The sequence below is a fragment of the Nitrobacter sp. genome, from assembly GCF_047149785.1.
Taxonomy (GTDB): domain Bacteria; phylum Pseudomonadota; class Alphaproteobacteria; order Rhizobiales; family Xanthobacteraceae; genus Nitrobacter.
Genome location: NZ_BAAGBE010000001.1, coordinates 2,445,737 through 2,470,000 on the forward strand (window position 1 = coordinate 2,445,737; position 24,264 = coordinate 2,470,000).

Genomic DNA, 24,264 nt, shown 5'->3' on the forward strand with positions numbered 1-24,264 from the left:
CAAACTGGCCTCAATACACGTCAAGCCGATAACGGCGATCGCGCTGCAACGCCGAGAGATAGGCGACCGCCTCATCGCGATCGAGGCTGCCGTGCTCGGCCACGATATCGGTGAGCGTCGCATGGACATCGGGCGCCATGTGCGCGCTGTCGCCGCAGACGTAGATATACGCGCCCTCCTCCAGCCACGCATAGACATCGCGGCCCTGGCGGCGCAGCCGATCCTGCACGTAGGCCTTCGGCGCGGCGTCGCGCGAGAAGGCGAGATCGAGCCGGCTCAGCGCGCCGTTCTTGACCAGCTCCTGCCACTCCACCTGATAGAGGAAGTCGCTGCGGAAATTGCGCTCGCCGAAGAACAGCCAGGAGCGGCCGGATGCACCGCGGGCCTCGCGCTCCTGCATGAAGGCGCGGTAGGGCGCGACGCCCGTGCCCGCGCCGATCATCAGGATCGGCACATCGTCATCCGGCAAATGAAAGTGATCGTTGGACTGGATGTAAACCGGAATGGTGGCGTCCGCCTCGGTGCGCGCGGCGAGATAGCCGGAGGCGACGCCGGCGCGCGGCAGATCGTGCAGCGTATAGCGAACCGTGCTGACTGTGAGATGCGCTTCGTCCGGAGCGGCGGCAAGGCTGGAGGCGATCGAGTAGAGCCGCGGCTGCAACGGCCGAAGCCCCGCGACGAATTGCGCGGCATCGATGCCCGACGCCGGAAAGCGGCTGACGACATCAAGAATGTGGTAGTTGTGCTGGAACGCCGCGCGAGCCTCCTTCTGATCGGGCGCACGCAACGCCTGAAGTTCGGCGGCGCCGGTGACGTCGGCCCAATGATCGAGAAAGCGCGGCGTCAACGCCGTGATCTCGAAGGTCGCGCTCAACGCCTCCCCGAGGCTTGTCGTCGTCTGTTTCACCGTCACCGGGGCATCGGCCGGCAGCGACAGCTTCTCCAGCACAGCCTCGACAAGCGCAGGATCATTGCGCGGCAGGATGCCGAGCGCATCGCCCGGCTGGTAGGTCAGTCCGGAGTTAGCGAGTGACAGTTCGATATGGCGGGTCTCCTTGGTCGACCCGCGCCCGGTCAGCACGATGTTGTCGATGACCGCGGCCTGAAACGGATGCTTCTTGTCGAATGTCGCCGACGCCGGCTCACGGCTCTGCGCCGCGGCCGCCGATGCCGGCGCAGACTGCGCGGTTTGCGCCGATGGCGCGAGGCTGGTGACCCTGGCCGCAATCCACGCCTCAGCAGCGTCTTCATAATCGACGTCGCAGTCGACGCGATCAGCAAGGCGCTGCGCGCCCAGTTCCTCGAGCCGCCGGTCGACCCGCTTGCCTGCCTCGCAATATTTTTCGTAGGTGGAATCGCCCAGCGCCAGCACCGCGTAGCGCACCTGCGGCAACTTCGGCGCCTTGCGGCCTTCCAGGAATTCGAAGAAGCCGACAGCCGTCTGCGGCGCGTCACCCTCGCCATGGGTGCTGGTGATGACGAGCATGTCCTGCTCGTCCTTGAGGCCGCGCGTCTTGTAGTCCGCCATGTCGGCGAGGCGGGCCTCGATGCCCTTGGCCGTGGCCTTGTCGACGAGGGTCTGGGCTAAGGCCTTGCTGTTTCCAGTTTCGCTGGCGAACAGAACCGTCAACAATCGCGTCGCAGGCGCCGCGATGAGATTGCCTTGTGAAGGCGGCGCAAGCTCCGCGACATCCGAAGCAATAACGGCCGCGCGAGCCTTATGGCTCAAACCGGCGAAATAGCCGCTGATCCAGATCGCCTGTTCATGACTGAGCGAGGTCGCAAGCTGGTTGACTTGCGTCCACTGATCCGTCGAGAGCGCCGATCCTGGAAATTCCAATTTTGTCATCGCAAGCAAACCTCGGAAGCGAACTGCCCGCCCGATTGCGATTTGCACGTCACAGGTCGGGTCGAGCCGCTGAACGAACGGAATCTGCCGCGTCATTTTCGACAGTCCGGGCCTCTTGAATAGGTCCGGTTTGGCAGGGAAAACAATGCGTTATTGAAAAAAAGAATATTACCCTTCAGCGAACGCAGGCAGCGAAACGAATATTTCGTTGCCGCGCTCATTTTTAGCATTGCGGGAGAGTGTCCAGAACGCCTGGAATCGGGCTCCGGCGCGTCGGCCGGCTTTACCTTGCGTTAATGCCGGAAAGCGCGATCACGCAACGGGCGAGATCAAGGAACGGTCTTGCTTTTCGCACGCGGCTGCGATGCAGGAGATCAAGCCGCGTGCGGAGAAGCTCAGTGCAGCTTGCGCTTCGGCATGCGCGGTTCGAACTGCTCGATATCCGCCGTCGGGGGCGTCTCACCATTGAACGTGAGCGCGCCGCCTTTTGCCGAAATCGCGACATGATCGCCATCATGGATCTTGCCCGCCAGGATCATTTCAGCGAGCGGATCCTGCACGTCGCGCTGGATCACGCGCTTGAGCGGGCGGGCGCCATAGGCGGGATCCCAGCCTTTCTCGGCCAGCCGGTCGCGCGCGGCCGAATCGAGGTCGAGCACGATCTTGCGATCTTCGAGCAGCTTTTGCAGCCGGGCGAACTGGATGTCCACGATCCTGCCCATCTCGCTCTTCTGCAACCGATGGAACAGGATGATCTCGTCGACGCGGTTGAGGAATTCGGGACGGAAGTGCGCGCGCACCATCCCCATCACCTGCTCGCGCACGGCGGACGTGTCTTCGCCCTCGGGCTGGTTTACCAGAAATTCCGAACCGAGGTTCGACGTCATGATGATCAGCGTGTTGCGGAAATCCACCGTGCGGCCCTGACCGTCGGTCAGGCGGCCATCGTCGAGCACCTGCAACAACACGTTGAACACGTCCGGATGCGCCTTCTCGATCTCGTCGAACAGCACGACCTGATAGGGCCGACGCCGCACCGCCTCCGTCAGCGCCCCGCCCTCGTCGTAGCCGACATAGCCGGGAGGCGCGCCGATCAGCCGCGCTACCGAATGCTTCTCCATGTATTCGGACATGTCGATGCGGACCATCGCGGTTTCATCATCGAACAGGTAGGCGGCGAGCGCCTTGGTCAGTTCGGTCTTGCCGACGCCGGTGGGCCCTAAGAACATGAACGAGCCCATCGGACGGTTGGGATCCTGCAAGCCCGCGCGGGCGCGCCGTACCGCGGTCGCAACCGCGCGCACGGCCTCGGACTGTCCGACGACACGCGCGGCAAGACTCTCTTCCATCCGCAGCAGCTTTTCCTTCTCGCCCTCGAGCATCTTGTCGACGGGAACGCCGGTCCAGCGCGACACCACCTGAGCGATGCTGTCCGCCGTCACGGTTTCATTCATCATCGTATTGCTTTCGCTGGCCTCGATGCTCTCCAGACGCTTTTCGAGTTCGGGAATCCGCCCGTAGGCCAGTTCGCCGGCTTTCTGGTATTCGCCACTGCGCTGCGCGTTGGCGAGTTCGATCCGCGCCTGATCCAGCTCGCTCTTGAGCTTCGCGGCGTCCGACAACTTGCTCTTCTCGGCGTTCCAGCGCGAGGTCAGGTCCGCCGACCGTTTCTCCAGATCGACCAGTTCCTTCTCGAGATTCTCGAGGCGCGTCCTGGAGCCGGCGTCGTTCTCCTTCTTCAGCGCCTCCTGCTCGATCTTCAGTCGCACGATCTCGCGGTCGAGCGAGTCGAGTTCTTCCGGCTTGGAATCGACCTGCATCTTCAGCCGCGCCGCCGCCTCATCCACCAGATCGATCGCCTTGTCGGGCAGGAAGCGGTCGGTGATGTAGCGGTGGGACAACGTCGCGGCCGCGACCAGCGCCGAGTCGGCGATGCGGACGCCGTGATGCTGCTCGTACTTGTCCTTCAGCCCGCGCAGGATCGAGACGGTATCCTCCACGGTCGGCTCGGACACGAAGATCGGCTGGAAGCGCCGCGCCAGCGCCGCGTCCTTTTCGACATGCTTGCGGTACTCGTCGAGCGTGGTCGCGCCGACGCAATGCAATTCGCCGCGCGCCAGCGCAGGCTTCAAAAGGTTCGACGCGTCCATCGCGCCGTCGGCCTTGCCGGCGCCGATCAGCGTGTGCATCTCGTCGATGAACAGGATGATGCCGCCCTCGGCGGACGTCACCTCCTGCAACACCGCCTTGAGCCGCTCCTCGAACTCGCCGCGATATTTCGCGCCCGCGATCAGCGAGCCGAGATCGAGCGCCAGCAGCTTCTTGTCCTTGAGGCTTTCCGGCACGTCGCCGTTGACGATGCGCAGCGCGAGGCCCTCCGCGATGGCGGTCTTGCCGACGCCGGGCTCGCCGATCAGCACCGGATTGTTCTTGGTACGGCGTGACAGCACCTGAATCGTTCGGCGGATTTCCTCGTCGCGGCCGATCACAGGATCGAGCTTGCCGTCGCGCGCCGCCTGCGTCAGGTCGCGGGCATATTTCTTCAGCGCGTCATAGGCGTTTTCCGCCGTGGCGCTGTCGGCCGTGCGTCCCTTGCGCAGGGCGTTGATCGCCGCGTTGAGGTTCTGCGGCGTGACGCCGCCGTCCTTCAGCAGCTTGCCGGCGTCGCTGTCCCTGTCGAGCGAGAGCGCCTGCAACAGCCGCTCCACGGTGACGAAGCTGTCGCCGGCCTTTTCGGCCGCCTGCTCGGCGGCATCGAAGGCGCGCGCGGTCGCCGGCGCCAGATAGATCTGGCCCGCGCCGGCGCCCGACACCTTCGGCATCTTGTTGAGCGCGGCCTCGGTCGCCTTCAGGATCGCGCGCGAATTGCCGCCGGCGCGGTCGATCAGGCTTCCCGCCAGACCCTCGCTGTCGTCGAGCAAGACTTTCAGGATATGGAGCGGCGTGAATTGCTGGTGGCCTTCGCGGGCCGCGAGCGATTGCGCCGACTGGATGAAGCCGCGCACCCGCTCGGTATATTTTTCAATATTCATGAAATCTCCCTCAGCCTGCCGTCCCTGCCCCGAAGGCACAGGAGCGACATCTTCATTGGGTAGTGAATTCCGCTGGCCGCATTGACGTTCCTCAACCGGCAACGGTCGGCACGCCGGATCGTCGATCCGGCTTGTGGCAAATGTAGGAATACGCTCCCAGGAAATGAAGAGCGCCGACCCGGATTTTCGAAGTCGATGGCACGGTCGGTCCGAATCCCTTAAAGAACCCCATGCCTGCTATCCCGGATGCGGCCGTCGCGGCCCTTTACCGTTATCCCGTCAAGGGACTGACCGCCGAAGCCCTGCCGCATGCAACATTGAGCGCCGGCCAAACGGTTCCGGGCGACCGCAGCTACGCCATCGAAAACGGCCCCACCGGTTTCGACCCGGCCGCGCCCCGGTATTTTCCCAAGTCGCGTTTTCTGATGCTGATGCGCGACGAGCGGCTCGCCGCGCTCCACAGCCGCTACGACGACGCCAGCCGCATCCTGACCATCCGCACCAACGGCGAGGACGTGGTGCGCGCCGACCTCGGCACCGAGGCGGGCCGCGCCACGGTCGAACGGTTCTTCGCCGCCAACTTCACGCAGGAACTCAAGGGACCGCCGCGGATTCTCGTCGGCAACGGACACAGCTTTTCCGATGTCGCCAGGAAGGTGGTCTCGATCATCAACCTCGGCAGCGTCGCGGCCATCGAGGACATGGTCGGGCAAGCGGTTCACCCGCTGCGTTTCCGCGCCAATCTTTACGTCCGCGGCTGGCCTGCCTGGCGTGAACTCGACCTGCTCGAGCATACGCTTGCGATCGGCGACATCCGGCTCAAGGTGGTCAAGCGCATCGTCCGATGCACCGCCACCAACGTCGACCCGGAGACAGCCGTTCGTGATCTCGACATTCCGAACACGCTCACGCGAGCGTTGGGACATCGCGATTGCGGGGTCTATGCGGAAGTTATTGCCGGCGGAACGATCAAAATCGGCGACAAGGTCGAAACGCTTCGGAAGCAGCTCGCGTGAGCGGCGAACGATGTTTCTTCCCTCTCGCCTCAGGAGAAGGCGGCACGGACATTGTCCGTGCCGATTTGCTTCAGTTCGGCACGACGTAGGCATAGATGCGGCCGCGCGGATAGACCGATTCCGCGACGCGATGGCCGTGATTGCCCGACACGATAATGGGATTGCCGCGCCGGTCGATGCCGCTGACGACGCCGACGTGACCGCCGCCGCGGCGGCTCATGACAGCGATGGCGCCGACCCGCGGGCCGGAGACCCGCCGGCCGTAATGCGCGAATGAACTCGCCATGTCGGAGCCCGTTCCCCGATGCCCGGAACGCTTCAGAACCATGTTCATGAAGCGCGCGCACCAGAGCCGGCGACGGCCGGTTGGATTGCCGCCGATGTAGCGACGCGCTTCGGCGACGATATTCGATACAAAGCCAACGCCCGAAAACCCGGTTTCATCCTCGTCCCCGCGCGACGCGTGAAGGTCCCCGTGATGATGACGGCGATACCGATGATGCCGAACGTGATGATGATGTTTATGGTGATGAATGTGTGCGTGATGTCCCGCACGATGGTGAGGCCTTGCCGAGGCTGGCGCTGCGAACGCAACGACCGCCAAGGAACATACCGTCAGTGCCAAAATACGCGGCAGCTGGCGCAACGCAACTAACTGGAACATACTTGGTACTTGCTCCCCTGTGACACCTCCCACTTCCCCCACACGCTTCACGGTGAATCCGCGATTATGATCTGCGGGGAAAACGCGGCGTCTTGAAACCACGGGGGTTAAGGTTTTGGAAGTCATACCTGCATTGCGTTTTATGCATGGCAGCAATGCATCCGGTTAAGCAGATCGAATAATCAATATAAGTATATGTTTTATAATTATAAATTATGACTGTGGACAATCTGCAACAGGGATTGACGAGAATGCATCGCACTCCGGATTGTCGCCGAATCAGACCTCCCGGGTCTGCCCGGCGAGCTAAAAATACCCTCACCCGCGCTAGCCGACGCCTATCCGATCCTCTGCCCGGCTGAGCAGGAACACGCCCTGCTCCCCAAACATATTCCAGAACCACCACGGCGCGTTGAACCGCAGCGGCCGGCCGTAAAGATCGAGCGCGACCGCACGCTCCATCCTGACGTTGATCTCGTCGCAAAGCTGGACGAAATCCTTGATGGTGCAGAAATGGATGTTCGGCGTGTCGTACCAGGTCGCTGGCAGGTTATCCGTGCGCGGCATGTGGCCCCCGACCAGTAGCTGCACACGCATTTTCCAGTAGCCGAAATTCGGGAACGACACGATGGCGCGGCGGCCGATCCGCAGCAGGTTTTCCAGCACGGCCTTCGGCTGCCGCGTGGCTTGCAGGGTCTGCGAGAGGATGACGTAGTCGAAGGCGTCGTCGGGGTAGTTGACGAGATCGGTATCGGCGTCGCCCTGCACCACAGCTAGTCCCTTAGCGACGCAGTGATTGACGCCCTCGCGCGACAGTTCGATGCCGCGGCCATCGACGCCGCGCGTCTCGAGCAGTTGCAGGAGGTCGCCGTCGCCGCAGCCGACGTCCAGAACCTTCGAGTTGGGCTCGATCATCTCGGCCAGCAGGAGATGGTCGCCGCGATAACGGCCTTTCTGGCGATAGCGCTTTCGGGACGGCGCGTTGTCAACCAGCGGCAGGGGGGGGTGCGGTGCGCTCATCTCACTCACCTGACGCCGCCAGCCCACGGCTGTCGCCCGCCGATTCCAGGAACGCGCGAGCGATGTCGAAAAATTCGGGAACGTCGAGCAGGAAGGCGTCATGGCCGCGATCGGTCTCGATCTCCGCGAACGAGACCCGTGCCCCGCCGGCATTGAGTGCATGGACGGTGGCGCGCGATTCCGAGGTCGGGAACAGCCAGTCGCTCGTAAACGACACCACGCAGAACCGGCTCCGGGTGCCGCGAAACGCGGCCGCCAGCACGCCGTCATGGTCGGCGGCGATGTCGAAATAATCCATCGCCCGCGTCAGGTAGAGATAACTGTTGGCGTCGAAGCGTTCGACGAAGGACGACCCCTGGTGGCGCAGATAGCTCTCCACCTGAAAATCCGCGTCGAAGGAGAATGTCGGCAGTTCGCGGTCCTGCATCCGCCGTCCGAACTTGCGATGCAGCGCCGCGTCCGACAGATAAGTAATGTGCGCGGCCATCCGCGCCACGCCGAGCCCCCGGTGCGGATGGGTGCCCTGCTCGACATAGCGGCCGTCGCGCCAATCCGGATCGGCCATGACCGCCTGCCGCCCCAACTCGTGAAACGCGATGTTCTGCGCGGAGTGGCGCGTGCTGCACGCAATCGGCAACGCCGAGAACACGCGCTGCGGATAGGCCGCGCACCATTGCAGCACCTGCATGCCGCCCATGGAGCCGCCGACCACGGCAAACAGCGTATCGATGCCGAGCCGGTCGATCAGCATCGCCTGGGCGCGCACCATGTCGGGGATGGTGATGACCGGGAAGTCCAGCCCCCATACCTTCCCGGTGACGGGATTGGTCGAGGCGGGACCGGTCGACCCCATGCAGCCGCCGATCACGTTCGAGCAGATGATGAAATACCTGTCGGTATCGAGCGGCTTGCCCGGCCCCACCAGCGTGGTCCACCAGCCGGGTTTGCCGGTGACCGGATGAACATTGGCGACGTGCTGATCGCCGGTCAGCGCATGGCAGACCAGGACGGCGTTGGATTTGCCGGCGTTGAGTTCGCCGTAGGTCTGGTAGGCGATCTGGAACGGCGCGAGATCGATTCCGCAATCGAGTTGCAGCGGCTGATTGGCGGCGAACATCGCGACCTTCGAGGTGGGATGGTCCGCCTCAAGGGCTCGATCCTCGGCGTGAGCCGGGACCGGAATCGATTGCACGTTGACCATCCTGCCGATGACCTCCTCCGGGGCTTGGTGAAACCGCCGGACCGCAGGCCATAAAAACCCGGCCTGAACTGGGTTCGGCCGGGATCAGGATTTTGCTGTCCCCGGCCTGTTTAGCGAGTTGTTTAACGTGGCTGCAAGCCGGCCGGCTCAAATGACCACGGAATAACCGGAATTTAATCCCGCGTGCGCTTCCCGTCAAGGCAAGTCATGCGGGCGCGACCCGCCGCAACCGCCACAGGGGCGGAAGCAATGTTTTCTTTGCTTTCATGCGCCGTCTTTCCTATCAATGCGACGGCGAGCGGAATGAAATAACATTCGCTGCAACACCACGCGAATGTTAACCGGATCATCGATCACCCCGTTTCGCGCCGCCGACGAGTTGCATTCATGGCCAGAGCATCCCCGGCGCCACCCTCCCTGCAGGAGTTGCGCAAAGAGATCGACGCCATCGACGAGCAGGTTCACGCCCTGCTGATGCGCCGCGGAGACATCATCGATCGCCTGATCTCGGTGAAGCAGACCCAGGAGACCGGCTCCGCCTTCCGTCCGGCGCGCGAAGCCGACATGATGCGCCGCCTGGCGCAGCGCCATCGCGGCATCCTGCCGCTCGACACCGTGGAGAGCATCTGGCGCGTCATCATCTCGACCTTCACCTATGTGCAGGCGCCGTTCTCGCTGCATGCCGATTTGTCGCTCGGAGAATCCGCGATGCGGGATTCCGCGCGCTTCCACTTCGGCTTCACGGTCCCCTTCGTGCCGCACTTCAATGCGCAGGCGGCCGTGGAAGCCGTGGCGACCTCGAAAGGCGACCTTGCCCTGGTCTCGGCGACCTCGAGCCGCATACCATGGTGGCTCGCGCTTGAAGCCGACGGCGCGCCGAAAATCATCGCCCGCCTGCCCTTCATCGAGCGCGCCGACCATCCGGCCGCGCTGCCGGTGTTCGTGATCTCGCGCGTCGCCGACGATGCGCGGGTCACCGAAGTGGAGACCTGGAGCGTGCGGGTGTCCGGCTGGAATGCCGATACCGCCCGGACGCTGTCGCCGCTTGCCGAGATCGTGGCCGTGCCCGATACCGCCTTTGACGGCGCTGCCCTGCTGGTATCCGTAACGGGAGGCACTCGCCTCGACACGATCAAGTCGGCGCTGATCGAAGCAGGCGCGTCGGTCCGTTCGACGGCTCTCGTCGGCAGCCACGCAACACGCTATACGATGCCTTCCAGCGGGGCCGCTTGACCGCAACGTCCCGCTATGGCGTTTTCGAGCGAAGCATGTCCTCGGGCCTGACCCGAGGATGGTTACCGGTTCGCACGAAGAAAACGTGTAAAATCAAAGTCTTGGAGCCAGCTTCCAAGTCCGTCGGAAGCGAAACGGCTGTAGTCCGGAGTTCATGATGTCCCGACCGGTGCCCAATCGCGGCATTCTCGATATTGCGCCCTACGTGCCCGGCAAGCGGCCGGTGCCGGAGGCGGGCCGCAAGGTATTCAAACTGTCGGCCAACGAAACGCCGTTCGGTCCGTCGCCGAAGGCGATGGATGCTTACCGCAACGCCGTGGCGCATCTCGAGGACTACCCGGAAGGCACCTCGCGCGTGCTGCGCGAAGCCATCGCGCGCGCCTACGGACTCGACCCGGATCGCATCGTCTGCGGTGCAGGATCCGATGAAATCCTGAATCTGCTCGCGCACACCTTTCTCAGCCATGGCGACGAGGCGATTTCGACGACGCACGCCTTTCTTGTCTACCCGATCGCGACCATGGCGAATGGCGCGACCAACGTCGTCGCGCCGGAGATCGACTACACCGCCGACGTCGACGCGATCCTCAAGCGGGTGACGCCGAAGACGAAAATGGTCTGGCTCGCCAACCCGAACAACCCGACCGGCACCTATCTGCCATTCGACGAGATCAGGCGGCTGCGCGCGGGCCTGCCGTCGCATGTGCTGCTCGTGCTCGACGCCGCCTATTCCGATTACGTGTCGCGCAACGACTACGAACTCGGCATCGAGCTGGTGGCGACCACCGAGAACACCGTGCTGACGCACACCTTTTCCAAGATCCACGGCCTGGCCGCGCTACGCATCGGCTGGATGTTCGGCCCCGCGCATATCGTGGACGCGGTGAACCGGATTCGCGGTCCCTTCAATGTCTCGACCCCTGCGATGCTTGCGGCCGCGGCGGCGATCGAGGACATCGCGCACGTCCAGATGTCGAAGGCGCATACGGAGAAGTGGCGCAACTGGCTGACGGATGAAGTGACAAAACTCGGCCTCACAGTGACGCCGAGCGTGACGAACTTCATCCTGATCCACTTCCCCGAAACCAGGGGCAAGACCGCATCCGAAGCCGACGCGTTTCTGACCAGAGGCGGCCTGGTGCTGCGCGCGCTCGACAATTACGGCCTGCCGCATGCCTTGCGCTTGACCATCGGCACCGAGGAAGCCAACCGCCTGGTGGCGGAGGGCTTACGCGACTTCATGGCGCCGACATGACGGCAGCGCCTTTGTTCCAGCGGATCGCGCTGATCGGATTCGGACTGATCGGCGGCTCGATCGCGCGCGCCGCGCGTGCGCGAGGCCTCGCCGGAGAAATCGTCGTCACAGCACGCTCCGCGAAGACGCGTGCGCGGGTGATGGAGCTTGGCATCGCCGATCGCGTGGCGGAGACCAACGCCGAAGCCGCCGATGGCGCCGACCTCGTGATCCTCTGCATCCCCGTCGGGGCGTGCGGAGCGGTGGCGCAGGAGATCGCATCCCACCTCAAACCGGGCACGATCGTCTCCGACGTCGGATCGGTGAAAGGCGCGATTGTGCGCGACATGGCTCCGCATCTGCCAGCGGGCGTTCATTTCGTGCCCGCGCATCCGGTCGCCGGAACCGAGCATTCGGGTCCGGATTCCGGTTTCGCCGAACTGTTCGTCAACCGCTGGTGCATCCTGACGCCGCCTGAGGGGACGGATGCCGCCGCGGTCGACAGACTGCGCGCGTTCTGGACCGCGATCGGCGCCAGGGTCGAGACCATGACGCCCGAGCATCACGACCTGGTGCTGGCGATCACCAGCCATCTGCCGCACCTGATCGCCTACACCATCGTCGGCACCGCGGACGAACTCGGCGAGGTCACGTCCTCGGAAGTGATGAAATTCTCCGCCGGCGGCTTTCGCGATTTCACGCGCATCGCGGCTTCCGATCCCACCATGTGGCGCGACGTTTTCCTGTCCAACAAGGACGCGGTGCTGGAAATGCTCGGCACCTTCAACGAGGACCTCGCCAAGCTGACGCGCGCCATGCGTCGCGGCGACGGAGAGGCGCTGTTCGAGCATTTCACCCGTACCCGCGCGATCCGCCGTGGCATCGTCGAGATCGGCCAGGATTCCGCGGCCCCCGACTTCGGGCGGCTGCAGACGAGCGCGGCAAAGAAGCCTTAAGAAGTCATTGCCGGACTTGATCCGGCAATCCATCTGCCTACGAAGGTTGATGGATACGCGGGTCAATCCCGCGTATGACGGTCGGGGCAAATATTAGAGCGTTTTCGAGCGAAGTGGCTACCGGTTCGCGTAAAGAAAACGCGTCAAAACAAAAACATAGAACCCGCTTCTGATTCCGTCAGAAGCGGAAAGGCTCTAGAACAGCGGCGGCGTCTGGGCGACTTTCAGCGGTCCGACGAAGACTGCGCCATTGACGAACCGCAACGGGAAAGAGCGCGCCTTCTTCCCCTCCAGCGTCGCCTCCTGGCCGATCGCGGCGAGACCGGCGGCGACGCCGGCATTGGCGTTCTCACGCACGGCCTTGCCGAGTCCCGGAATCGCCCGGTCCAGCGCGCCGAACAGATTGTCGATGTCCTGCGTCTTCACGCCCGGCGCAACCTTGTCGAGAGTGCCCTGCGGCACCCCCTGCTCCAGCATCTGCTCGATTCCCAGCGCGGGAATCAGCTTCTCGAATCCGGTCGCCGTCATGTGCAACTCGCCGTCAAGGTGCCCGTCGGCAGTAAGGCCAAGCGAGCCGGCGGCAATCGCAATCAGATCGCCTTGCTGGATGCGCGACTGCATGATCTCGATGCTGCCGCCCGCCGCCTGCAATTCGCGAAACCGCACCGGCCAGGGTTTTGGCGCGTAATCCTTCAGTCCGCGCACCATCGCGTGGACCTCCGCATCGAACGGCTTGGCCAGCACCGGATGCACGTCCCGAAGCGTTGCGCCGGTCAACTCGATGACGGTCTCGATCATCGGGTGATCCGGCCTGGAATTCTCCGCGATGCGGCCATGAAGCTCCACATGGCTGGCGCGGGCAACCGGGGTCTGCACAGAAGCCTCGACGCGGTCGATCACCGGATCGTCGAATACGATGTCCGCGCTCTGTGGAGTACCGGGCAATCCAACGATGCTGCTGCGGGCGGTCTTCCAGTTGACCACCATCACCGGCTGCCCGTTCTGGGATAGCGTCGCCGGAGACTTGAACTCCGCGATCAGCAGTTTCGGAGTGTAGATCTGCGAGATCACAAAAATGTCCCCGAGGCGCGCGGTCACGGGCGGCGTCTGGGCAGCGGCCTGATCGGCGGTCTGCGACTTCAGCTCGACGGTCGCATCCAAGCAATGAACCTCCAGGCGGAACGGAAACCCTGCAACGGTCCGTTTGGCGCAATCATAGATGCGACCGGACGCGGCTTCGCGCGCGCGCCAGGCGTCGACGGTCCGGTCGACCTGCGAGGCCGAATAGAACCAGAACGCGCTCCACGCCGCGCCGGCGATGACCATCAGCACGGGCATGACGAAAATGGGCCAACGACGGTACTTGGTGGAAGGGGCGGCAGGGGTGGCAGTCATGCGGGGTGTAGACCCGTGAATTTTGTCAAATCGGCGGTCGCCTCGGACCATAGTCGCGCCGTTCCAGCAAAACCAGCCTCTTTCAATTCCGCTTCGCCCGAGCGCGCGGATCTGTTAGAATGCGGCTTTCCGATCCTGATCTTATCCGAAAACCGGTTTCCACCCCGGATCAAGTCCGGGGCAGGCAAAAAGCTGGAGCCCGGTCTTGATTCCATCAAAGCCGAAATGGCCTTAGATGTGCGCGTGATGAACGCGCAACGCCGATTCGAGCCGGGTTCCGGCCATTCCGACGACCTCTGGGTGTTCGCTTACGGTTCGCTGATGTGGCGGCCGGGATTCGATTTTGCCGAGCAGGTTCCGGCGCGGCTGATCGGCGAACACCGGGCGCTTTGCGTCTATTCGTTCGACCATCGCGGAACGCCGGAGAGGCCGGGGCTGGTTCTCGGCCTCGACCGCGGAGGCGCCTGTCGGGGGATCGCGTTCCGCGTTGCGGCCAGCCGACGAGAGGCGACGATCGCTTACCTGCGCGGGCGCGAGCAGACCACCCACGTCTATCGCGAGGTGATGCGCTCGGTCTGGCTCAACGACGATGCCCGCCGGCGGGTCGGGGCCTTGGCCTATGTCGTCGATCGCGGTCATGTCCAGTATGCCGGACGGCTGACCATCGCCGAGCAGGTCCGCTACGTCCGGCAGGGGCACGGCCGCTCCGGCCATAACCGCGACTATGTGCTGTCCACGGTGAGATCGATCGAGGCACAGGGGTTTCGTGACCCGAAACTTCATTTGTTGGCCGAATTCCTGCGCGACGATACGCCGGAGCGCGGCTAGAACCTTCCGCTTCTGATCGAATCAGAAGCGGAAAGGCTCTAATTCCCCGCCTCCGGCGCGCCCGGCACATGTCCGAACAACCTCGCCTGCTCGCGCCGCCCCGTCTCGACCAGGCGACCCGTCGCGCTCTCGATCGACTCCGTCAGTCGCGACATGAATTCGTCGCGCCGCAATCCCGGCGGCAGCGGATCGAGGAACTCGACCGTAATCGTTCCCGGGTAACGCAAGAACGTGCGGCGCGGCCAGCACAGGCCTGAATTGAGCGCGACAGGCACGCACGGCACCTCGGCCCCCGCATAGATCATGGCGACGCCGCTTTTGTAGGCCGGCGGCGCCCCGACCGGACGGCGCGTGCCTTCCGGAAAAATAACGAGCTGACGCCCGAGATGCATCTGTTCCTTGGTTGTCCTGGCCAGCATTTTGAGCGAGCGCATGCCGGCCTTGCGGTCGATGTCGATCATGCCCGTCTTCATCAAGTACCAGCCGAAGAACGGAATCCATTTCAACTCGCGCTTGAGGATAAAGATCGGCTGGTCGATGAGGCTGAACAGCGCGAAGGTCTCCCACATCGACTGATGCTTCGAGGCGATGATCAGAGGCCCTTTCGGAATCCTCCCGGCGCCGAGAATTTTCACGCGCGTGCCGCAGATGACGCTCATAAGCCAGATGTTCCAGCGCCCCCAGGCCTTCACCGTGCCGACCAGCGCCGCGCGCGGCATCGCGAATGTCGGCAGCGCGGCGATGATCCAGACCGCCATCGACAGATAGAACAAAACGTTGAAGACCAGCGAGCGCAGAAAGATCGAAATCATTAAGAATCCAATTTCTCGCCGCCGCTAGCCCGACGCCGGCCGGCGCGGCTCGATCGATCCCGTCGGCTGGTCACCGATCTCGGCCGAGAGCTCGAGGCCAAGATAGGCCAGGCGAACCCGTGCCTCCGCAACGAGATATTTGGCGTACTCCGACAGCAGGAGCCGCACCGTCGCGCCGCTCGTCCACCACGGCTCCTCGCGCCATTTGTCGCCGACCACCACGAACGGAATCAGGGTGACGTCCGGCATCGCGTACGACAATTCGACGAGGGCGCGGGGCATATGGTAGTTCGACGTCACCACGATCAGGGAACGGAAGCCGCGTTCGTTGACCCAGCGCCGCGTCTCGCTGGCGTTGCTTCGGGTGTTGACCGCCGAGCGATCGAGATCGACGCAGCATGTCAGTAGCTGCTGGCTGTCGGGCAGAGAGCGCGAAATATCGCTGATCCCGTTGGTCGGGTGGACACCCGAGATCAGCAGCCGCTTGCCGTAGCCGCGAGCCAGAAGCTCGACCGCGTCGGAAATCCGCGACGAGCCGCCGGTGAGCACGACGATGCCGTCGGCATTGCTGGCGGGCTTGGTCTCGACGCCGCGCAGTTGCGACAGGAATCCGATGAAGCCCACCGCCGTTGCGGCAAAGGCGATCCCTGCGGCGGCGACCGCGGCCGCGAGCAGCCTGACGCGACGCCGCTTCGACGCCGGGCGCGAGGCTTCCGACTTGTCACGGTGGACTTGTTCACTCATAGGTTTGACGTTCCTGTCTTCTCCACTTTAGTGCGTTTTGGGGCGAAGTGGAATCCGGTTGCGCCGGAACGTGTGGCCTCAAACGTGTGATCTCAATCGATATCGTCGAGCGTCGCAAACAACGTGCTGCGGGAGGCCCAGGCGGTGATCGCCGCGATCAGGACCGTCTGTACCACCAGTACGATATAGCCTGAGGGACGCAGCGAAAATGTGCCCAACAGCGCCGCAAACTGGTCCCCGACCGGCGTTCCGGAAAACCATTTGGCGATCGATTCCGAGAATCCGAACATCAGCATGGCTGCGACGCAGCCGATTGCTCCGCCCTCGAACCCGAGCCGCAGGAAGTGCCGCAGAAAACGATTGGCGATATAGCGATCGCTCGCGCCGACGAAATGCAGCACTTCGACGATCGGGCGATTGGCCGCCATCGCGCCCCGGGTTGCGAAGGATACCGAGATGATCGTCGCAACGATAACGAGGGCAAGCACGCCAATGCCGGCAAATACCGTCGCGCCGGTCATCGACCGCATGCGGTCGATCCAGGCGCGATGGTCGTCCACGCTGGCCGATGGCACCAACTGCGTCACCCTGCCGCGGAGCCCTTCGAGGTCGAGCCTGGTCCCGGGCGCCACCTGCGCCACGATCATCCGCGGCACCGGCAGATCGTCGAGCGACAGACCGCTGCCGAGCCATGGCTCCAGCAGCTTGGCGGACTCCTCCCTGGTGTACGGCCTGACGTCGAGAATCCCCGGCTGTCCACGCACGGCGTTGACGACTGTCGTGACATCGCGCTCGATGTCGCGTCCGACGACCGGACGTACCTGGATGGTGATTTCGCTTGCGACCTCCGACTGCCATTCCGCGGCCGAGGCGCTGACCAGCAGCACCGCCCCGGTCGTGATCGAGGCCAGAAATGTCATGATGGCGACGACCGCCACCAGCGCACGGCCTGCGATCGATGCGCGCGGCACGATCGGCGATACGTTGCGCGCGACCGGCACCCGCGGGCGTTCCCGCCCGAGATCGACCAGAACACCATGATGGTCGCCCGCGTCACTCATAGATGTGCAGCCGTCCCTGGTGCAGCACCAGCCGCCGCGCGTCGTACTGGTCCATCAGCGTGATGTCATGGGTAGCAATAATGACCGCCGTGCCGGTTTTATTCAGCTCGATGAACAGCCGCAACAGGCGCCGGCCGAGCGTCGGATCGACGTTGCCGGTCGGCTCGTCCGCCAGCAAAAGCTGCGGACGCGCGATCACGGCCCGGGCGATCGCGGCGCGCTGCTTCTCGCCGCCGGACAGGATCGGCGGCAGCGCATCCATCCGCTCGCCGAGACCCACCCATTTCAGGAGATCGATGACTTCGCGCCGGTAGGTCGACTCATCGCGCCCCATCACCCGGAACGGCAATGCGACGTTCTCGTAGGTGGTCATGTGATCGAGCAAGCGAAAGTCCTGCAGCACGATGCCGATACGCTTGCGCAGATCGGCGACCGCGTCCTTGCCGAGCAGCGAGATATCGTGGCCGAACAGGTTGACCAATCCCCGCGTCGGCCGCAGCGACAAAAACAACAGCCGCAGCAGGGAGGTTTTTCCGGCGCCGGACGGGCCGGTGAGGAACTGGAACGAGTGAGCGGGAATCTGAAAGCTGACGTCGCGCAAAACCTCCGGGCCGAGCCCGTAGCGCAGACCGACATTTTCGAACCGGATCAAGCCTGGCGTCCCGGAGCCAAAGTTCGCAACATTTTCAGCGCGTCCTTTCGCCAGGCGGGACCGTACAGACGGCCACCCCGCCGGACACCGCGCACGACCGCGGTCTCCGGAACTGCTGCCGCCGATCGACCCCGTTGTGCGTCGGTTATGGTTTCCGATTCGTTAACGGTCGGCGCATAGACTCCCGACAGCGTCATTTGCAGCGATTCGTCCATGCACATTGTCTGCCCCCATTGTACGACATCCTACGCAGTCGATCCCGCGAGTTTCGGCAAGGCTGGCCGGACCGTCCGGTGCTCGCGCTGCAAGGAAACATGGCGTGCGACGCCTGAGAACAGTGTGATCACCGAGGTTCGCGTCCCTTCGATGGCGGGAGCCGATGAGACGGCGGAGTGGAACGACCCGCCTCAGACCGATGACGTCCCATCCGTCGACAGCCCGTCGATCGCGAGCGCGTTGCCGGAATCCCCCGAACTCATGAGGTCGCAACAGGAACTTGCCGGCGCCGGAACGTCGACGGCAGGGCAGGACAATACGCCCCACGATAACGAGCGCTCGCTTTCGACCGCTCCCTCGCGGCTCGGCGCGCGCCTCAAGACCTCGTTCGCGTCGCACATGCCGGCGCTGAACCTGAACGCCCTCTGTGTCGCGATGGCCGCCATGGTGCTGGCCCTCGTCATCTGGCGCGCCGAGATCGTGCGTCTTTTGCCGCAAACCGCGACCTTCTACCGGCTGGCCGGGCTGGGGGTGAACTTGCGGGGGCTGGCATTCAAGGACGTCAAGATGTCGAGCGAAACCGTCGACGGCAAGCCGGTGCTGGTGATCGAAGGCACGATCGTGGCGCAGACCCGCAAGCCGGTCGAATTGCCGCGTCTGCGTTTCAGCGTCCGTGACGCGCATGACACGGAAATCTATGCCTGGAACGCGGTGCTGGAACAGGCCGCGCTCAAGCCCGGCGAAAAGGCCTGGTTCCGTTCACGGCTGGCGTCTCCCCCGCCGGAAGGCCGCAGCATCGATATTCGTTTCTTCAACCGGCAGGACCTTGCCGCGGGAAGCGGAGCATAACGCGTGGCGCGTGTTCTGATCGCCGACGACGAAGACTCGATGCGGTCGCTGGTGGCCCGCGCCATCGCCATGGACGGCCACGACACAGTGACGGCGGCTGACGGCGCCGAAGCGCTGGACATTTTGACAGAAGATGCGCGCGCCTTCGATCTGTTGCTTACTGACATCAAGATGCCGATCATGGACGGAATCGCATTGGCGCTGGCGGCCGCGCGTGATTTCCCCGATCTGGTCATCCTGCTGATGACGGGCTTCGCCGACCAGCGCGAGCGCGCGTCGGGGCTCAACGCTATCGTGCACGACGTCGTCACCAAGCCGTTCTCGGTAGCCGATATCCGTGCCGCCGTCACCGGCGCGCTTGCCGCGGGCGGGGCGCACGCCGCTTACGGAGATCAGTAACCCTTGAGCAGCCGCTCGATGTAATCGAGCTCGATCTTCGGCCGCGACGGATCGGCGAGGCGGCGTCGCAACTCCTCGAGAATGCGGCGGACTCGCTGCACGTCGATTTCGCCGGGAATCTTGACGCTCGAATCATTGCCGAACTCTCGGCCGCGCAGCGGCCGCCCCAGCGGGTCGGTCTGATCGCCGCCGTCTCCCCGACGGCCGACCTGACTGCCCGGACCGTCCTCGCCCTCCCCCTCGCTTTGCCGCATGGCTTCGGCGAGACGACGGGCGCCTTTGCGGAGCGCCTCAAGCGCCCGGCCTTGCGCATCCACGGCGCCCTCGGCATTGCCTTCGCCAAGCCGCCCGCCGGCGTCGCCCATGGCGGAATCGGCCTGACCGAGACCGTCTCCGCCTTCATCCTGACCGGCCTCCTGCCCCTCCCGGTCCTGCTGGCTCGGCCCCATTCCGCGCCTGGCGAGTTCCTGCTGCAATGCCTTGAGCCTGTCGTGAAGCGCCTGCTGATCCTGCTGCAAGCCATCCATCGCGTTGTGGTCGCTCTGGCTGTTGTCGTGCATCCGGTCGCGCGACTCCTGGCCCTGCTTGTAGGTCCTGTCGCGCAACTGCTGCTGCTTGCGGATCATGTCGCCAAGTTCGTTCAGCGATTGCTGCAGATTTCCGTCATCGCCTTGGCCCGGCTGCGCCATCTGCAGATTCTCGAGCATCTGCTGCAACTGCTCGAGCAACTGTGTCGCCGCCTCCTTGTCGCCCGAGCGCGACAGACGTTCCATGCGCTCGATCATGTTGTCGAGGTCTTGCGGGCGCATGATCCTGGTGTTGCGATCGAGCGGACGCGCCAGTTGCTGCGGATTGTCGCGCATCTGTTCGGCTAGCTGCTGCAGATACTTGTCCAGCGCCGCCCGCAGGTTCTCGGTGAGCTTCTTGATCTCGTCGTCGCTCGCGCCGCGCTGCAACGCCTCCTTGAGCGCATCCTGCGCCGCGCGCAGCGCCTTGTCGACGTCGGTCATATTGCCGTCCTCGATGCTCACGGCGAGCGCCCAAAGGCTGGCGACGACCTCACGTAACCGCGCGTCCGTCCGCGCGGCCCCAAGTTCCTTGGTCACGGTGTAAAGACCGAGGTACTCGCCGGTCTTCGGGGTGAACACCTCCGGCGCGATCATGAGAGCATCGAGTGCGGTATGGACTTGAGCATTCTTATTGGCGTCCAGCGCCAGGATGCGGCGCTGCTCGATCAGCGCGCGCGCAAGCGGCTTGGTGAACACGCGTTCCGGCAAGCGCAAGTCGAGCGGCTCGCTGTGTCCCTCGTTCCCGGCGTCGTCACGCGCGCTCAGCGTCAGAGTCACGTCGGCGCCGGCATAGGGACTCTCGCTCAGATCCTTGACGGTCTGGCCGATGCCGTTGCGGGTTCGCGCATTCGGCAACGCCAGCGCGAATTTCGGCGGATCGAACAACGGGCGCGGAGCAATGCCGTCCTTTACCGCGGACCCAGGTCGAGCCGAAAAGACCGCATGAGCTTCGGTCACGCCGTAGTCATCCTCCAGGCGATAGGACAACTGCAGCGATCCGCGCGCCCGGCGTTCCGGATGCTTTGCGAGCGATATGGCCGGAGCGCGATCGGGAATCGCGTTGAACGTCCATTGCGGTTGATCCGACGGCGCGCGCACATGGGCGGTGCCGTCGCCGGCAATGGTGAAATGCCGTTCATTCGTGCCTTCGGGAGGCTTTTCCGCCGGAGTTGATTCAGTCAATCCGCCGCCGATCGCCACGTTGAGACTGCCTCCGCTCGAGCGAACGACCAGCGTGCTGCCCGCCGGCACCGAAAGCGACTCGGTGTCCGACGACGCACTATTATCCTTGTTGGCCGCGGACAGGATGATCGGGGGCTTGCCAGTATAAGACGGCGGCGCAACCCAGGCATCGACCCTGACATTGGCCGGCGTCAGCATGCCGTCCCAATCGAACGCGGCAACCACCCGCTCGGTTCGTTCGCCGCCGGCGGCAACATAGGTTGCGACCATCAGCACCACCACCAGCGCGCGCAGCGCCCAGCGGTCATGGAGCGGCAGCCGCGGCGACGGCAACCCGGCACGAACGCGCTTGATCGACGCCAGCGTGCGCGCCCGCTGCGCCTGCCACAACGCCAGCGCGACCGGGTCCCGCGTCGCGACGGTATCGGCGAGCGCAGTCACCGGACGATGACGCAGACCGGCGCTGCGGTCGAGCCGGCTCAGCCCTTCCTCGCGGGTCGGCCAGCGGAACCTGAGCGCCGGCACCGCCGCCGCCAGCGCCAGCAGGACAAAGGCGGCCAAGGCAACGGCACGTCCCGTCGCCGGCAGTTCGAGCCACAGCCCCGCCCACGATGCCGCCAGGAACAGTCCGGCGACGCAGAGCAGCCGCGCGAGGTGCGGCCAGGCTCTTTCCCATGCAATCGCCCATCTTGCGCGCCGCAGGGCTCGCGCCAGGCCGAGCCCCGCCGCAGGCTCGCCGCGGTCCTGACTGGAGGGATCTGGGGTCACGCCGGTCAACCAACTCTCCGGATTGCTGGAGCCATTCAGACGGAATCGAAGCCGGACTCCAGCTTCTTGCTTGGAGCGTTTTCTTGACGCGAACCGGTCCCCGCCTCGCTCGAAACGCCATAAAACAGCATCCTACCACGACGGCGGCAATGAGGCATCCGCCGCCGGACCGCGACGGGCTCACCCTGCCGGCACAGTGCGCTCGTCGCCCCATTCCAGACCGAACTGGTCAAGCCCTTCCGCGAGAAAATCGCTCAGAAGCGGTTCGCCAAGCAGATAACTGGCTGTCCGGGAGTTGTGTCCGTCTGCGGCTTCGCGCCGCAAATCCGTCCATTCATCGATCGCGCCATCGCCCCGGCCGAGCCGCATCAGCGCGACCAGATCGATCTGCTCATCCTCGGACAGCGAATTGATGAACCCGGTGATTTCGCGAACCACCGGGTCGTCTCCATTGTCGGTCAGCACATCGATCATGTTGTCGTCGGAGGCGTTTGAGCCGGAATCCGGGTCCGTCGATCCCTCCTTGGCATCGAACTCTCGCGCTTTCTCGATGAGAAAACCGACCTTTTCCGGCGAAATGGCAAGATCCGGCATTGGCGATACTCCTTTGTTCGAGAACGCCAACGCAAAAGCTGCGAGGTTGATCCCAATCACCGTGACGTGAAGCAATTGCAGGCAAATTGCAGGCAACGGAAATTTACGGAGAGGCCCCGCGACCCCTCGGCCATCCTTGCGAAACGGGGCAAACAGTCGTCGAATGCACGCCCGTTATTCTTGAATAGTTCAAGACCACAAAGTCGAAGGGCGCGATCGGCGCTTGAGGCATTTCATGAAGCTGATTTTCTCGTCCACCTCGCCATTCGCCCGCAAGGTTCGCATCGCCGCCATCGAGCTTGGGCTGATCGACACCATCGAGCTGGTGCCGGCTGCCCTTGCGCCCGGCAAGCCCAACGACGACTATTCGCGCGACGTCAATCCGCTGAAGAAGCTGCCGGTGCTGATTCTTGACGACGACAGCGTGATTCTCGATTCCTATGTCATCGTCGAATATCTCGACGAGATCGCCGGCGGCAGAAAGCTGATTCCGGCGTCGGGTCCAGCGCGCTGGAGGATCAAGACGGATCATTCGATGGCGCAAGGCATTCTCGATTCGATGGTGCTGTGCCGATACGAGAAGGCGGCGCGCCCGAAGGAGTGCTACTGGCAGGCATGGGCCGACGATCACTGGCAGCGGGTTTGGGCTGGCATGGCGCATTTCGACAGGCAGAGCGACCTGCTGTCGCGACCGCTGGATGTCGCGCAGATCGCGCTCACCTGCGTGCTCGGCTATGCCGACTTCCGTTTTGCGGATAGCGGCTGGCGCAAGGCTTATCCGAACCTCGTCGCATTCCACGACAAGATGATGCAGCGCCCGTCGGTGAAGATTTCGGCGCCGCCCGCGGCGTGACAAGGTTCACATGCCGACCGGCCGGCATCCGCTTCGTCCGAACGGTTCAGTCGAACAGGCTCGGCGTATAATTGACGGCCGCGCCCTCGATGGCGAGCATCTTCAGCTTGGTGGCGACGCCGCCGTTCGCCGAGAAACCTCCGGGCTTGCCGCCGGCGGCGAGCACGCGATGGCACGGCACCACGATCGGACACGGATTGTGGCCGAGCGCCTGACCGACATCGCGCGACAGTTCGACGCCGCCGAGGCGCCGGGCGATGTCGCCGTAAGTCATGGTCCGTCCCGGCGCGATGGTGCGGGCGATCTCATAAACGTCGCGGTGGAATGCGGGAACATCTTCAAGGTCAAGCACGACATCGGATAAATCCTTCGCCTTGCCCTCCAGCAATTCGATCATGCCGTCGATCGCGGACCGCACGCCGGCTGGCGGGATCGCCTCCGCGAGTTCGCCACAGCGCTGGCGGATGCGCGCCCGGGTCTTGTTCTCGTCCGGCAGCGGCAGTTGCACGGCTTTGATGCCGTTTACACTCCAGACAATGCCGCATGTGCCGATCGCCGTGTCGAACAGCGCGAACTTGCAGTCCTTCACGTCGCTCATGGGCCGCTCCGTCTCCAAGACTCCCCTCGTCGGGAAATCTAGGTTTGGAGAACGCTGCGATCCACCCGGATTCCGACGGAATACCTGTCAAGCGTGACGGAACGGTCCTCGGCTCTAGCGGTTTCGGGCGGGCCGAATTTACGACCTGACGGCGCGTTCCATCGCCACTTCGGCCTTGAGGTGGTCGATGTCGCGGTAGATCGATGACACCGCAAGCACGCGCCCATTCTGCCTGTAGCGCAGCAGGCAATCCCTGTCGGCGACGCTGCCGTCGACCTCGATATCGTCCCACTTCAACGCGTGGCCGGCATAGTTGATCGGCACGTCGTAGTGCTGACTCCAGAAGAACGGCACCGCATCGAACTTTTCGCGGTGTCCGAGCATGTTGCGCGCGGCGACCTGGCCCTGACGCTGCGCCACCACCCAGTGCTCGACGCGGATGTTTTCCCCGGAATGGGAGTCCGGCCAGCGTGCGATATCGCCGGCTGCATAGATGCCGGGCGCGCTGGTTTCCAGAAACTCGTTGACGAGCACGCCGC

Annotated in this window: 22 protein-coding genes and 1 riboswitch (1 of these 23 running past the window's edge); of the genes, 8 read left to right on the forward strand and 14 right to left on the reverse strand. The window is 64.0% G+C overall.

The genetic code is table 11. The annotated features are described in order from the left end of the window. Positions 1–10: 10 nt before the first annotated feature. Positions 11–1,849, reverse strand: coding sequence for an assimilatory sulfite reductase (NADPH) flavoprotein subunit (locus ACMDCM_RS11335; RefSeq protein WP_412773655.1), 1,839 nt, complete (start codon positions 1,847–1,849; stop codon positions 11–13). Positions 1,850–2,244: 395 nt separating this feature from the next. Next, entirely contained in the window at positions 2,245–4,881 is a 2,637-nt protein-coding gene (gene clpB, locus ACMDCM_RS11340) for an ATP-dependent chaperone ClpB (protein ID WP_412773656.1), read from the reverse strand. Between the two features lie 230 nt (positions 4,882–5,111). Between clpB and ACMDCM_RS11345 the strand changes: the two genes are divergently transcribed. After that, positions 5,112–5,897 (forward strand): MOSC domain-containing protein, encoded by a 786-nt coding sequence (locus tag ACMDCM_RS11345; RefSeq protein WP_412773657.1) that lies wholly within the window; start codon positions 5,112–5,114, stop codon positions 5,895–5,897. 70 nt (positions 5,898–5,967) lie between these two features. On the opposite strand, the gene ACMDCM_RS11350 is transcribed toward ACMDCM_RS11345, so the two are convergent. From ACMDCM_RS11350 to metX, 3 genes are all read right to left on the reverse strand, one after another. Next, on the reverse strand, positions 5,968–6,561 hold the full coding sequence (locus ACMDCM_RS11350) for a TIGR02594 family protein (RefSeq protein ID WP_412774732.1): 594 nt from the start codon (positions 6,559–6,561) through the stop codon (positions 5,968–5,970). Positions 6,562–6,888: 327 nt separating this feature from the next. Next, a complete protein-coding gene (metW, locus tag ACMDCM_RS11355; protein ID WP_412773658.1) occupies positions 6,889–7,581 on the reverse strand; it encodes a methionine biosynthesis protein MetW in 693 nt (230 codons plus the stop codon). 1 nt (position 7,582) lies between these two features. Further along, on the reverse strand, positions 7,583–8,782 hold the full coding sequence (gene metX, locus ACMDCM_RS11360) for a homoserine O-acetyltransferase MetX (protein ID WP_412773659.1): 1,200 nt from the start codon (positions 8,780–8,782) through the stop codon (positions 7,583–7,585). 89 nt (positions 8,783–8,871) lie between these two features. Beyond that, positions 8,872–8,951, reverse strand: a riboswitch (SAM riboswitch). Between the two features lie 218 nt (positions 8,952–9,169). On the opposite strand from metX, the gene ACMDCM_RS11365 reads away from it, so the two are divergent. The 3 genes from ACMDCM_RS11365 (at position 9,170) to ACMDCM_RS11375 (ending at position 12,205) form a co-directional block, all read left to right on the forward strand. Then, on the forward strand, positions 9,170–10,015 hold the full coding sequence (locus ACMDCM_RS11365; RefSeq protein WP_412773660.1) for a chorismate mutase: 846 nt from the start codon (positions 9,170–9,172) through the stop codon (positions 10,013–10,015). A gap of 157 nt (positions 10,016–10,172) precedes the next feature. Further along, entirely contained in the window at positions 10,173–11,270 is a 1,098-nt protein-coding gene (gene hisC, locus ACMDCM_RS11370) for a histidinol-phosphate transaminase (RefSeq protein ID WP_412773661.1), read from the forward strand. Further along, a complete protein-coding gene (locus ACMDCM_RS11375) occupies positions 11,267–12,205 on the forward strand; it encodes a prephenate/arogenate dehydrogenase family protein (protein WP_412773662.1) in 939 nt (312 codons plus the stop codon). The genes hisC and ACMDCM_RS11375 overlap by 4 nt, the downstream gene beginning before the upstream one ends. Before the next feature lie 195 nt (positions 12,206–12,400). Here the strand turns inward: ACMDCM_RS11375 and ACMDCM_RS11380 are convergent, their stop codons facing one another. Then, the gene (locus ACMDCM_RS11380; RefSeq protein WP_412773663.1) at positions 12,401–13,600 is read right to left on the reverse strand and encodes a DUF2125 domain-containing protein; all 1,200 of its coding nucleotides are present in this window, start codon (positions 13,598–13,600) and stop codon (positions 12,401–12,403) included. Positions 13,601–13,846: 246 nt separating this feature from the next. Here ACMDCM_RS11380 and ACMDCM_RS11385 point away from each other — a divergent pair, with 246 nt between their 5' ends. Then, complete coding sequence (locus tag ACMDCM_RS11385) at positions 13,847–14,428, forward strand: gamma-glutamylcyclotransferase (RefSeq protein ID WP_412773664.1); 582 nt, start codon at positions 13,847–13,849, stop codon at positions 14,426–14,428. A 38-nt stretch (positions 14,429–14,466) separates the two neighbouring features. Here ACMDCM_RS11385 and ACMDCM_RS11390 read toward each other — a convergent pair whose 3' ends face one another. From ACMDCM_RS11390 to ftsE, 4 genes are all read right to left on the reverse strand, one after another. Further along, on the reverse strand, positions 14,467–15,240 hold the full coding sequence (locus ACMDCM_RS11390) for a lysophospholipid acyltransferase family protein (protein WP_412773665.1): 774 nt from the start codon (positions 15,238–15,240) through the stop codon (positions 14,467–14,469). A gap of 24 nt (positions 15,241–15,264) precedes the next feature. Further along, on the reverse strand, positions 15,265–15,984 hold the full coding sequence (locus tag ACMDCM_RS11395; protein WP_412773666.1) for a YdcF family protein: 720 nt from the start codon (positions 15,982–15,984) through the stop codon (positions 15,265–15,267). Between the two features lie 92 nt (positions 15,985–16,076). Beyond that, complete coding sequence (locus ACMDCM_RS11400; RefSeq protein WP_412773667.1) at positions 16,077–17,045, reverse strand: cell division protein FtsX; 969 nt, start codon at positions 17,043–17,045, stop codon at positions 16,077–16,079. Beyond that, positions 17,038–17,697 carry a cell division ATP-binding protein FtsE gene (gene ftsE, locus ACMDCM_RS11405; protein ID WP_412773668.1) on the reverse strand — a complete coding sequence of 220 codons (660 nt, stop codon included), beginning with the start codon at positions 17,695–17,697 and terminating at the stop codon, positions 17,038–17,040. Before ftsE ends, ACMDCM_RS11400 begins: the two co-directional genes overlap by 8 nt. Positions 17,698–17,910: 213 nt before the next feature. On the opposite strand from ftsE, the gene ACMDCM_RS11410 reads away from it, so the two are divergent. Together ACMDCM_RS11410 and ACMDCM_RS11415 are read left to right on the forward strand one after the other, a co-directional pair. Then, positions 17,911–18,762 (forward strand): MJ0042-type zinc finger domain-containing protein, encoded by an 852-nt coding sequence (locus tag ACMDCM_RS11410; protein WP_412773669.1) that lies wholly within the window; start codon positions 17,911–17,913, stop codon positions 18,760–18,762. A gap of 3 nt (positions 18,763–18,765) precedes the next feature. Beyond that, positions 18,766–19,161 (forward strand): response regulator, encoded by a 396-nt coding sequence (locus ACMDCM_RS11415; protein ID WP_412773670.1) that lies wholly within the window; start codon positions 18,766–18,768, stop codon positions 19,159–19,161. Here ACMDCM_RS11415 and ACMDCM_RS11420 read toward each other — a convergent pair. Beyond that, a complete protein-coding gene (locus ACMDCM_RS11420) occupies positions 19,155–21,689 on the reverse strand; it encodes a TIGR02302 family protein (RefSeq protein WP_412773671.1) in 2,535 nt (844 codons plus the stop codon). The genes ACMDCM_RS11415 and ACMDCM_RS11420 overlap by 7 nt on opposite strands. Before the next feature lie 171 nt (positions 21,690–21,860). Then, entirely contained in the window at positions 21,861–22,274 is a 414-nt protein-coding gene (locus tag ACMDCM_RS11425) for a DUF3775 domain-containing protein (protein WP_412773672.1), read from the reverse strand. 235 nt (positions 22,275–22,509) lie between these two features. On the opposite strand from ACMDCM_RS11425, the gene ACMDCM_RS11430 reads away from it, so the two are divergent. After that, positions 22,510–23,127 (forward strand): glutathione S-transferase family protein, encoded by a 618-nt coding sequence (locus ACMDCM_RS11430; RefSeq protein ID WP_412773673.1) that lies wholly within the window; start codon positions 22,510–22,512, stop codon positions 23,125–23,127. A 46-nt stretch (positions 23,128–23,173) separates the two neighbouring features. Here the strand turns inward: ACMDCM_RS11430 and ACMDCM_RS11435 are convergent, their stop codons facing one another. Together ACMDCM_RS11435 and ACMDCM_RS11440 are read right to left on the reverse strand one after the other, a co-directional pair. Next, the gene (locus ACMDCM_RS11435) at positions 23,174–23,725 is read right to left on the reverse strand and encodes a methylated-DNA--[protein]-cysteine S-methyltransferase (protein ID WP_412773674.1); all 552 of its coding nucleotides are present in this window, start codon (positions 23,723–23,725) and stop codon (positions 23,174–23,176) included. A 138-nt stretch (positions 23,726–23,863) separates the two neighbouring features. Further along, on the reverse strand, positions 23,864–24,264 hold the 3' end of the coding sequence (locus tag ACMDCM_RS11440) for an FAD-dependent oxidoreductase (protein WP_412773675.1). It continues 1,120 nt past the right edge of the window; 401 of the gene's 1,521 nt are visible here — the last part of the coding sequence; the start codon falls outside the window, past its right edge; its stop codon occupies positions 23,864–23,866.